The following is a 10064-nucleotide window of genomic DNA, read 5'->3' as shown; positions in this document are numbered from 1 at the left end:
CCGAGAGGCCGAGCCTTCGCTCGCCGCCCGCGAGCAGCCGCAGCATCGCGGCGGCCCGCTCGAGCGACTGGATGTTCCGTGCCATCGCAGCCCCTTCCTCCGTCCCCTCTGACTCCAACGTTCGACAATGCTGAACACTATCGGTCGTTGTCGACCTCCCGCGACAGAGCGGGCAGCGGTGTTTCTCGCCGTTTCCCGCCCTGCACCGAACCACACCCCTGACGAGGGGGGGGCGGACGGGGCGCGGGTGTCCGCCCCGTGAACACTCACGCGCCGTGGACCTTCGTCCCGCTACCCTGGCCCAGTGCGCCTTCCACCGAAGCGCAAAGCCGACAGCCGTCGCACCTCTGGGAGCTCTTTCATGGCCTCGTTGCCTACCCCCCCGACCTCCGGTTCCTCGAACGGAACCCGAGCCGACGCCCTGCGCGAAGCCCTCGCCACCCGCGTGGTGGTGGCCGACGGCGCGATGGGCACGATGCTCCAGGCCCAGGACCCCACGCTCGAGGACTTCCAGAACCTCGAGGGCTGTAACGAGATCCTGAACGTGACACGCCCGGACATCGTCCGCTCGGTCCACGCGGAATACTTCGCGGTCGGCGTCGACTGCGTCGAGACGAACACGTTCGGCACGAACTTCGCCGCCCTGAGCGAGTACGACATCCCCGAGCGCAACTTCGAGCTCTCCGAGGCGGGCGCCCGCCTCGCCCGCGAGGTCGCCGACGAGTTCACCGCCTCGACCGGGCAGCAGCGCTGGGTCCTCGGTTCCATGGGCCCCGGCACCAAGCTGCCGACCCTGGGCCACGCCCCGTACACCGTGCTTCGCGACGCCTACCAGACCAACGCCGAAGGCATGATCGCGGGCGGCGCGGACGCCCTCCTGGTGGAGACCACCCAGGACCTGCTCCAGACCAAGTCGGCGATCCTCGGAGCCCGCCGCGCCCTGGAAGCCACCGGCGCGAACCTCCCGCTGATCTGCTCGGTCACGGTCGAGACCACCGGCACGATGCTGCTCGGCTCGGAGATCGGCGCCGCGCTCACCGCCCTGGAGCCGCTCGGCATCGACATGATCGGCCTGAACTGCGCCACGGGCCCGGCCGAGATGAGCGAGCACCTGCGCTACCTCGCCCGCCACTCGCGCGTGCCGATCTCCTGCATGCCCAACGCGGGCCTGCCGGTCCTGGGCAAGGACGGCGCCCACTACCCGCTGACGGAGGCCGAGCTGGCCGACGCCCAGGAGACCTTCGTACGCGAGTACGGCCTCTCCCTGGTCGGCGGCTGCTGCGGCACCACCCCCGAGCACCTGCGCCAGGTCGTCGAGCGCGTGCGCGGTACGGAGACCGTCCGCCGCGAGCCGCGCCCCGAGCCGGGCGCCGCCTCGCTCTACCAGACCGTGCCCTTCCGCCAGGACACCTCGTACCTGGCCATCGGCGAGCGCACGAACGCCAACGGTTCGAAGAAGTTCCGCGAGGCCATGCTGGAGGGCCGCTGGGACGACTGCGTGGAGATGGCCCGTGACCAGATTCGCGAGGGCGCCCACATGCTCGACCTCTGCGTCGACTACGTAGGCCGGGACGGCGTCAAGGACATGGAGGAGCTGGCAGGCCGCTTCGCCACCGCCTCCACCCTGCCCATCGTCCTGGACTCCACCGAGCTGCCCGTCATCCAGGCCGGCCTGGAGAAGCTGGGCGGCCGCGCCGTCATCAACTCCGTCAACTACGAGGACGGCGACGGCCCCGAGTCCCGCTTCGCCAAGGTCACCGCGCTCGCCAAGGAGCACGGCGCCGCGCTGATCGCGCTGACCATCGACGAGGAGGGCCAGGCCCGCACCGTCGAGCACAAGGTCGCCATCGCCGAGCGCCTCATCGAGGACCTGACCGGCAACTGGGGCATCCACGAGTCGGACATCCTCATCGACTGCCTGACCTTCACCATCTGCACCGGCCAGGAGGAGTCGCGGGGGGACGGCATCGCCACCATCGAGGCGATCCGCGAGCTCAAGCGCCGCCACCCGGACGTGCAGACCACGCTGGGCCTGTCGAACATCTCCTTCGGCCTCAACCCGGCCGCCCGCGTCGTCCTGAACTCGGTCTTCCTCGACGAGTGCGTCAAGGCAGGCCTTGACTCGGCGATCGTGCACGCCTCCAAGATCCTGCCGATCGCGCGCCTGGAGGAAGAGCAGGTCAAGGCCGCCCACGACCTGATCTACGACCGCCGCGAAGAGGGCTACGACCCCCTGCAGAAGCTCATGGAGCTCTTCGAGGGCGTCAACATGAAGTCGATGAAGGCGGGCAAGGCCGAGGAGCTCCTGGCCCTGCCGCTGGACGAGCGCCTCCAGCGCCGCATCATCGACGGCGAGAAGAACGGCCTGGACGCCGACCTCGACGAGGCCCTGCTGACCCGCCCGGCGCTCGACATCGTCAACGACACGCTCCTGGAGGGCATGAAGGTCGTCGGCGAGCTCTTCGGCTCCGGCCAGATGCAGCTGCCCTTCGTGCTCCAGTCCGCCGAGGTCATGAAGAGCGCGGTCGCCCACCTGGAGCCGCACATGGAGAAGTCGGACTCCGAGGGCAAGGGCACCATCGTGCTCGCCACCGTCCGCGGCGACGTCCACGACATCGGCAAGAACCTCGTCGACATCATCCTGTCCAACAACGGCTACAACGTCGTCAACCTCGGTATCAAGCAGCCGGTCGCCGCGATCCTGGACGCCGCCGCCGAGCACCGCGCCGACGTGATCGGCATGTCGGGCCTCCTGGTCAAGTCGACCGTGATCATGAAGGAGAACCTGGAGGAGCTCAACCAGCGCAACATGGCCGCCGACTTCCCGGTGATCCTCGGCGGCGCCGCGCTGACCAGGGCCTACGTCGAGCAGGACCTCCACGAGATCTACGAGGGCGAGGTCCGCTACGCCCGCGACGCCTTCGAGGGGCTGCGCCTGATGGACGCCCTCATCGCCGTCAAGCGCGGCGTCCCCGGCGCCACGCTGCCCGAGCTGAAGCAGCGCCGGGTGGCCAAGCGGGACACCCCCGTCGCGGAGGTCTCCGAGGACGAGGGGCCCGCCCGCTCGGACGTCTCCACCGACAACCCCGTCCCCGCCCCGCCGTTCTGGGGCACCCGCGTCGTCAAGGGCATCCAGCTCAAGGAGTACGCGTCCTGGCTGGACGAGGGCGCCCTGTTCAAGGGCCAGTGGGGCCTCAAGCAGGCCCGGACGGGTGACGGCCCCTCGTACGAGGAGCTGGTGGAGAGCGAGGGCCGCCCGCGCCTGCGCGGCTGGCTGGACGAGCTGCACACCAAGAACATGCTGGAGGCGGCCGTCGTGCACGGCTACTTCCCCTGTGTCTCCAAGGGCGACGACCTGATCATCCTGGACGACCAGGGCAACGAGCGCACCCGCTTCTCCTTCCCGCGCCAGCGCCGCGGCCGGCGCTTGTGCCTGGCGGACTACTTCCGCCCGGAGGAGTCCGGCGAGACCGATGTGGTCGGCCTCCAGGTCGTCACCGTCGGCTCGAAGATCGGCGAGGCCACCGCCGAGCTTTTCGCCGCCGACTCCTACCGCGACTACCTCGAACTGCACGGCCTGTCCGTGCAGTTGGCCGAGGCGCTCGCCGAGTACTGGCACGCGCGCGTGCGCGCCGAGCTCGGCTTCGGCGGCGAGGACCCCGCCGACGTCGAGGACATGTTCGCCCTGAAGTACCGCGGTGCGCGCTTCTCGCTGGGCTACGGCGCCTGCCCCGACCTGGAGGACCGCGCGAAGATCGCCGAGCTCCTGGAGCCGGAGCGGATCGGCGTGCAGCTCTCCGAGGAGTTCCAGCTGCACCCGGAGCAGTCCACGGACGCGATCGTCATCCACCACCCCGAGGCGAAATACTTCAACGCGCGCTGAGCGGACAAGTCGTACACTTGTCGGTCCAGTGCAGGCCGGTTGCCCACCCGTCAGAAGGGGGCAACCGGCCTTTCCGTCCCTCATGGAGGTGTGCCCGGATGACCAGTACGGTTCCCGCGCTCGATACCCGAACGGCCGAAGGCAGCGACCTCCAGGCAGTGCTCCTCGACATGGACGGAACCCTCGTGGACACCGAGGGCTTCTGGTGGGACGCGGAGGTCGCGGTGTTCGCCGCGCTCGGGCACTCGCTCGACGAGGCCTGGCGCGACGTGGTGGTCGGCGGACCCATGACGCGCAGCGCCGGGTTCCTGATCGAGTCCACGGGCGCCGACATCACGGTCCCCGAGCTGACGGTGCTGCTCAACGAAGGCTTCGAGGACCGCATCGGCCGCGCCCTGCCGCTGATGCCGGGCGCCGCCCGGCTCCTGGCCGAGCTCGCCGCGCACGAGGTGCCCATGGCCCTGGTCTCCGCGTCGCACCGGCGCATCATCGACCGCGTGCTCGAGTCGATCGGCTCCCACCACTTCGCGCTGACCGTCGCGGGCGACGAGGTGAGCCGGACCAAGCCGCACCCCGACCCGTACCTCCTCGCCGCGGCCGGAGTTGGGGCGGAACCGGCCAGATGTGCCGTCATCGAGGACACCGCGACCGGCGTCGCGGCGGCCGAGGCCGCGGGCTGCCGGGTGGTGGCGGTGCCGTCCGTGGCGCCCATCGCCCCGGCAGCAGGCCGGACCATCGTGCCGACGCTCGAACACGTCAACCTGCCTTTCCTGCAAGGTCTGATGGCCGGAAAGCGCTGAACGGTTGAAGATGTGACCTTTCCCACTCCGTGGGGGGTCGACAGCCGATCGGGGCTGTGCCGGGGCGTCGTTATGCGCGACTTGTTCAGTGGCGTTGTGTCCCGATTAAGGGGAACCTCACGAAACCTTCCCGTGTCGGGGTATCGGTGCGTCCGCGCCCGGTTTCACTGTGTGATTGAGGGTCAACTCCGGTGCCTTCCGGCCCGCCTGGCGGTGCGGACTAATCTCTTCGCGAGAACATCGCCACACCCTGCGGACCGAACTGACCCCACCCCTCGTTGTCGGTCCGGACGGGATCAACAGCTCTGGAGAACGTCGAGCATGAACCGTAAGACTTTGGTGCTGCCGGCCGTCGTAGGTCTGCTCGCTTCCGCGCTCGCGGCCTGCGGAGGGGCGGGCGACGGCGGGGACGACGACGCGATCACCGTCGGCACCACGGACCGGTTCGCCACCTCACCCGAGATACCGGCGCCCTTCGACCCGGCGTACGCCTATGACGCGGGCTCCTGGAACGTCGTGCGCCAGACGGTCCAGACGCTGATGGCCGCTCCGCGCGGCGGCGGCGAGCCGGAGCCCGACGCCGCCGAGAAGTGCGGCTTCACGGACACCGGCAACGAGCGCTACGAGTGCACGCTGCGCAAGGACCTGAAGTTCGCCGACGACGAGCCGCTGACCGCCGCCGACGTGAAGTTCTCCATCGAGCGGGTGCGCGACCTCAAGATCAAGGACCCCAGCGGTTCCGCCGGAATGGTCTCCAACGTCGACGCGATCGAGACCGAGGGCGACCGCAGCGTCGTCTTCCACCTCAAGAGCCCCGACGCGACGTTCCCGTACAAGCTGGCCACCCCCATCGCGGGCATCGTCAGCTCCGAGCACTACGCCAAGAACAAGCTGCGCGACGGCTTCGACCTGGACGGCTCGGGCCCCTACACCGCCAAGCAGGAGGTGAAGGGCAACACGCTCGTCAAGACAACGTTCTCCAAGAACCCCAACTACAAGGGCGTTCTCAAGCCCAAGAACGACAAAGTCGAGATGCGCACCTACGAGTCCGCCGACGCCATGGGCGAGGCCCTCAAGAGCGGCGACCTCGACATGATGACGCGCACCATGTCGCCCGAGCAGATCAAGCAGCTCGACGCGGACCCTGGCAGCAACATCGAGCTGGTCGAGACGCCCGGCCTGGAGATCCGCTACCTCGGCTTCAACACGGACGCCACCACCGTCAAGTCCAAGGCGGTCCGCCAGGCCATGGCGCAGCTCGTCGACCGCGGCGCCCTCGCGGCCGGTGTCTACGGCGACGCGGCCGAGCCGCTCTACTCCCTGGTGCCGGCCACCATCACGGGCCACACCAACTCGTTCTTCAACCGGTACAAGGACCCGAGCGCGGCCAAGGCCCGCACCCTGCTCCAGAGGGCCGACATCACCACGCCGGTGAAGCTCACCCTGCACTACACGACGGACCACTACGGCCCGGGCACCAAGAAGGAATTCCAGCTCCTGCAGAAGCAGCTCAACGGGAGCGGCCTGTTCGACGTGTCGATCAAGGGCACGGAGTGGAACACCTTCCGCCCCGCCGAGCAGAAGGGCGCCTACGACGTCTACGGGATGGGCTGGTTCCCCGACTTCCCCGACGCCGACAACTTCCTGACGCCGTTCCTCGACAAGGACAACATCCTCGGCTCGCCGTACGTGAACCCCACCATCAACGACGAGCTGCTCCCGCACTCGCGCCGTGAGGCGGACCGGCTCACCGCCTCCAAGAGCATCAAGAAGGTCCAGGACATCGTCGCCGAGGACGTGCCGGTCCTTCCCCTCTGGCAGGGCAAGCAGTACATCGCCGCCAGGGACGACATCACGGGCGTCGAGTGGGCCCTCAACTCCTCCTCGAACCTCCAGCTGTGGGAGCTCGGCCGCGGTGTGAGCGGCTGACCTCCGCCCGCACCCGTACAAGCCCGGCCGGGCTTCGCTCCACCGATACACACCAACGACAAGGCACTTCGTGAATTTGCGTAACCAGTGGCTGGCCCTTCCCCTCACGGGAGGGCTGGCCGCCGCCCTGCTCACCGGCTGCGGCACGGAAACGGGCGGAGCGGGGGAGAACGAGGACGCTGTGGTGATGGGGATGTCGGACGACGTCCTGGCCACCGACCCGGCATCCGGCTACGACCCCGGATCATGGCTCCTGTTCAACAACGTCTTCCAGTCCCTGATGAGCTTCCCGAACGGGGCCACGGAGCCGGAGCCCGAGGCCGCCGAGGAGTGCGGCTTCACCGACTCCAAGACCAGGGTCTTCGAGTGCACGCTGCGCGACGGCCTGAAGTTCAGCAACGGCAACGCGCTGACCTCGAAGGACGTCAAGTACTCCTTCGACCGCATGATGAAGATCAACGACGACGCCGGCCCGGCGATCATGTTCCCGATGCTCGACCGCGTCGAGACGCCGAGCGCCAAGAAGGTCGTCTTCAGGCTCAAGTACGCCGACGCCACCTTCCCCAGCAAGATCGCGTCCGGTGCGGGATCCATCGTCGACCAGGAGTCGTACGACATGGACGGGCTGCGCGCGGACGGCCAGGCCACGGGCTCGGGACCGTACAAGCTCGACTCCTTCGACGACGGGCAGGCCGTGTTCTCGGTCAACCCCGACTACAAGGGCACCGCCAAGGTGAAGAACAAGGGCGTCACCCTGAAGTTCTTCCACGACGACCAGAAGGGCCTGAAGAAGGCGCTCCTGGACGACAAGATCGACATCGCGTACCGCGGTCTCGGGGCCAGCGACATCGCGGACATCGAGCAGGACACCTCCGACGCCAGCCAGAACATCGACGTCGTCGAGGGCACGAGCGCTGAGGTTCAGCACCTGGTCTTCAACATGAAGGACCCTGTGGCGGGCAAGCTCGGCGTCCGCAAGGCCATGGCCTACCTCCTCGACCGCGACGCCCTGGTCCAGGACGTCTACCGGGACACGGCCACGCCGCTGTACTCGATCGTCCCGGCCGGGATCGGCGGCCACAACACCGCCTTCTTCGACACCTACGGCGCCCGCCCGCAGCGCTCCAAGGCCGCGGCCGCCCTGCGCGCGGAGGGCCTGACCGGCAAGGTCAAGCTCACGCTCTGGTCCACGCCCTCGCGCTACGGGCCCGCGACCGACCAGGAGATGAAGGCGATCGCCAAGCAGCTCAACGCGAGCGGCCTGTTCGACGCCGAGGTGAAGTCGGTCGCGTTCGGCCAGTACGAGCGGGACATCAAGTCCGGCAAGTACGGCGTGTACGTCAAGGGCTGGGTGCCGGACTACCCGGACCCGGACAACTTCACGCAGCCCTTCTTCGGCAAGGGCAACGTCCTGGACAACGGCTACCGGAACAGCGACATCACCGGGAAGATCATCCCCGGTACCGCCGCCGAGACCGACCGCACCAGGACCGACGAGGACTACTCGAAGCTCCAGGACATCGTCGCCGACGAGCTGCCGATCCTGCCGGTCTGGCAGGCCAAGCAGTACGCGGTCATCAGCGACGACGTGTACGGCGTCGAGTCGTGCCTCGACGCGTCGACGGTCTTCCGCTTCTGGGAGCTCAGCAAGGCCTGACCCCGCGGACACACCTGACCTCGCGGACACGCAGAAAGGCGGCCCCCTCCCGGAGGGGGCCGCCTTCCCGCGTCCTGCGTCCTGCGTTCGTCTTCTGTGTCCTGCCGTGCCGCCCTCACTGGGCGCCGGGGCGCACCAGACCGCTCTCGTACGCGTACACCGCGGCCTGCACCCGGTCGCGAAGGCCGAGCTTGGTGAGCACATGGCCCACATGCGTCTTGACGGTCGTCTCGCTTACGAACAGGTCCGCCGCGATCTCCGCGTTCGACAGGCCGCGCGCCACCAGCTTGAGGACCTCGACCTCCCGCTCGGTGAGCGTGTGCAGGGTGTCCGGCACCGGCTCGTCGCCCGAGGGGAGATGCCCGGCGTACTTGTCCAGGAGCCTGCGCGTGATGCTCGGCGCGAGCATCGCCTCGCCCGACGCGACCACCCGGATCGCCTGCACCAGTTCGTTCGCGGGCGCGTCCTTGAGCAGGAAGCCGCTGGCTCCCGCGCGCAGCGCCTCCACCACGTACTCGTCGAGGTCGAAGGTGGTCAGGACCAGCACCTTCGCCGGTCCGTCCCGGCCGGGCCCGGTGATCTGCCGGGTCGCCTCGACCCCGTCCATCCGCGGCATGCGGATGTCCATCAGGACCACGTCCGGCTGCAGTGCCCGCACCTGGTCGAGAGCCTGCAGGCCGTCTCCGGCCTCCCCGACGACCGCGACGTCCTGCTCGGCCTCCAGGATCATCCGGAATCCCGTGCGCAGCAGTGGCTGGTCGTCGACCAGTAGGACACGGATCGCCACGTAACTCTCCTTCGCTAGCCCGGGCCCATTCTGCCCTGCGCGCCCTCTTCGGACTCGGGCACCCTCACCGCAAGGGGGTACGGCGGGGGAGTCCCGCCGAATTCCGGACATACGGCCTGGTGATCGCACCAGCCGCAGAGCTTCGTCGGCCGCGGCCGCCAGTCGCCCGTCTCGGTGGCGAGCGTGATCGCCTCCCACAGCGCGTGCAGTTTCCGCTCGACCTGCTCCAGGTCCTCGGTCCTGGGGTCGTACGTGATGACGTCGCCGCTGCCCAGATAGACGAGCTGGAGACGGCGCGGGACCACGCCCTTCAGCCGCCACACCACCAGGGCGTAGAACTTCATCTGGAAGAGGGCGCCCTCGGAATACTCGGGGCGGGGGGCCTTGCCGGTCTTGTAGTCGACGATGCGCACCTCGCCGGTGGGCGCCACGTCCACCCGGTCGATGATGCCGCGCAGTTTCAGGCCCGACTCCAGCTCCGCCTGCACGAACAGCTCGCGCTCGGCGGGCTCCAGGCGGGTGGGGTCCTCCAGCGTGAACCACCGCTCGACGAGCTTCTCCGCGTCCGCGAGCCAGCGCGCGAGCCGCTCACCCTGCTCGTCGTCCGCGAACAGTTCCGTCAGCTCCGGCCTCGCCTCGCGCAGGCGGTCCCACTGGCCGGGGATCAGGCCCTTGGCGCGCGGCGCGGTCCGCTCGATCGCGGGCGCGTCGAAGAGCCGCTCCAGGACGGCGTGCACCAGCGTGCCGCGGGTCGCCGCCTCGCTCGGCTTCTCGGGCAGCTTGTCGATCACCCGGAACCGGTAGAGCAGCGGACACTGCATGAAGTCACTGGCGCGCGAGGGCGACAGGGACGCCGGACGCACGGCCGTCACGGCACCGTCGGTGCTGGTTTCCATGAGGTAAGACCCTACGACCCGCCACCGACAACGGCCGCATACCATCGACGACAGACCCTCTCGCCCTGCATGATCGTGCGTGTACCGCGCCGGACAGGGGCGAGGGACGCTT

6 protein-coding genes are annotated in these 10064 nt (G+C 68.8%); 4 read left to right on the top strand and 2 right to left on the bottom strand.

The annotated features are described in order from the left end of the window. Positions 1-361: 361 nt before the first annotated feature. The 4 genes from metH (at position 362) to ACQKIP_RS13075 (ending at position 8269) form a co-directional block, all read left to right on the top strand. Positions 362-3883 (top strand): methionine synthase, encoded by a 3522-nt coding sequence (gene metH / locus ACQKIP_RS13090; protein WP_365860067.1) that lies wholly within the window; start codon positions 362-364, stop codon positions 3881-3883. 98 nt (positions 3884-3981) lie between these two features. After that, complete coding sequence (locus ACQKIP_RS13085; protein ID WP_365860068.1) at positions 3982-4683, top strand: HAD family phosphatase; 702 nt, start codon at positions 3982-3984, stop codon at positions 4681-4683. A 321-nt stretch (positions 4684-5004) separates the two neighbouring features. Further along, positions 5005-6612 (top strand): ABC transporter substrate-binding protein, encoded by a 1608-nt coding sequence (locus ACQKIP_RS13080; RefSeq protein WP_365860069.1) that lies wholly within the window; start codon positions 5005-5007, stop codon positions 6610-6612. A 70-nt stretch (positions 6613-6682) separates the two neighbouring features. Further along, complete coding sequence (locus ACQKIP_RS13075) at positions 6683-8269, top strand: ABC transporter substrate-binding protein (RefSeq protein ID WP_365860070.1); 1587 nt, start codon at positions 6683-6685, stop codon at positions 8267-8269. A gap of 115 nt (positions 8270-8384) precedes the next feature. On the opposite strand, the gene ACQKIP_RS13070 is transcribed toward ACQKIP_RS13075, so the two are convergent. Both ACQKIP_RS13070 and ACQKIP_RS13065 read right to left on the bottom strand, forming a co-directional pair. Continuing rightward, positions 8385-9056 carry a response regulator gene (locus tag ACQKIP_RS13070; RefSeq protein WP_135332738.1) on the bottom strand — a complete coding sequence of 224 codons (672 nt, stop codon included), beginning with the start codon at positions 9054-9056 and terminating at the stop codon, positions 8385-8387. A 14-nt stretch (positions 9057-9070) separates the two neighbouring features. Continuing rightward, positions 9071-9952 carry a RecB family exonuclease gene (locus ACQKIP_RS13065; RefSeq protein ID WP_365860071.1) on the bottom strand — a complete coding sequence of 294 codons (882 nt, stop codon included), beginning with the start codon at positions 9950-9952 and terminating at the stop codon, positions 9071-9073. Positions 9953-10064 lie beyond the last annotated feature (112 nt).

Origin of the sequence: Streptomyces sp. NPDC059900, assembly GCF_050270335.1 — a bacterium.
Classification (GTDB): Bacteria; Actinomycetota; Actinomycetes; order Streptomycetales; family Streptomycetaceae; genus Streptomyces.
This window is presented reverse-complemented; position numbering and strand designations above follow the sequence as displayed.

Excerpts from the sequence above, each read along its gene's own strand:
- ACQKIP_RS13085 (WP_365860068.1), top strand. The coding sequence starts at position 3,982 with ATGACCAGTACGGTTCCCGCGCTCGATACCCGAACGGCCGAAGGCAGC.
- ACQKIP_RS13065 (WP_365860071.1), bottom strand. The coding sequence starts at position 9,952 with ATGGAAACCAGCACCGACGGTGCCGTGACGGCCGTGCGTCCGGCGTCC.
- metH (WP_365860067.1), top strand. The coding sequence starts at position 362 with ATGGCCTCGTTGCCTACCCCCCCGACCTCCGGTTCCTCGAACGGAACC.
- ACQKIP_RS13080 (WP_365860069.1), top strand. The coding sequence starts at position 5,005 with ATGAACCGTAAGACTTTGGTGCTGCCGGCCGTCGTAGGTCTGCTCGCT.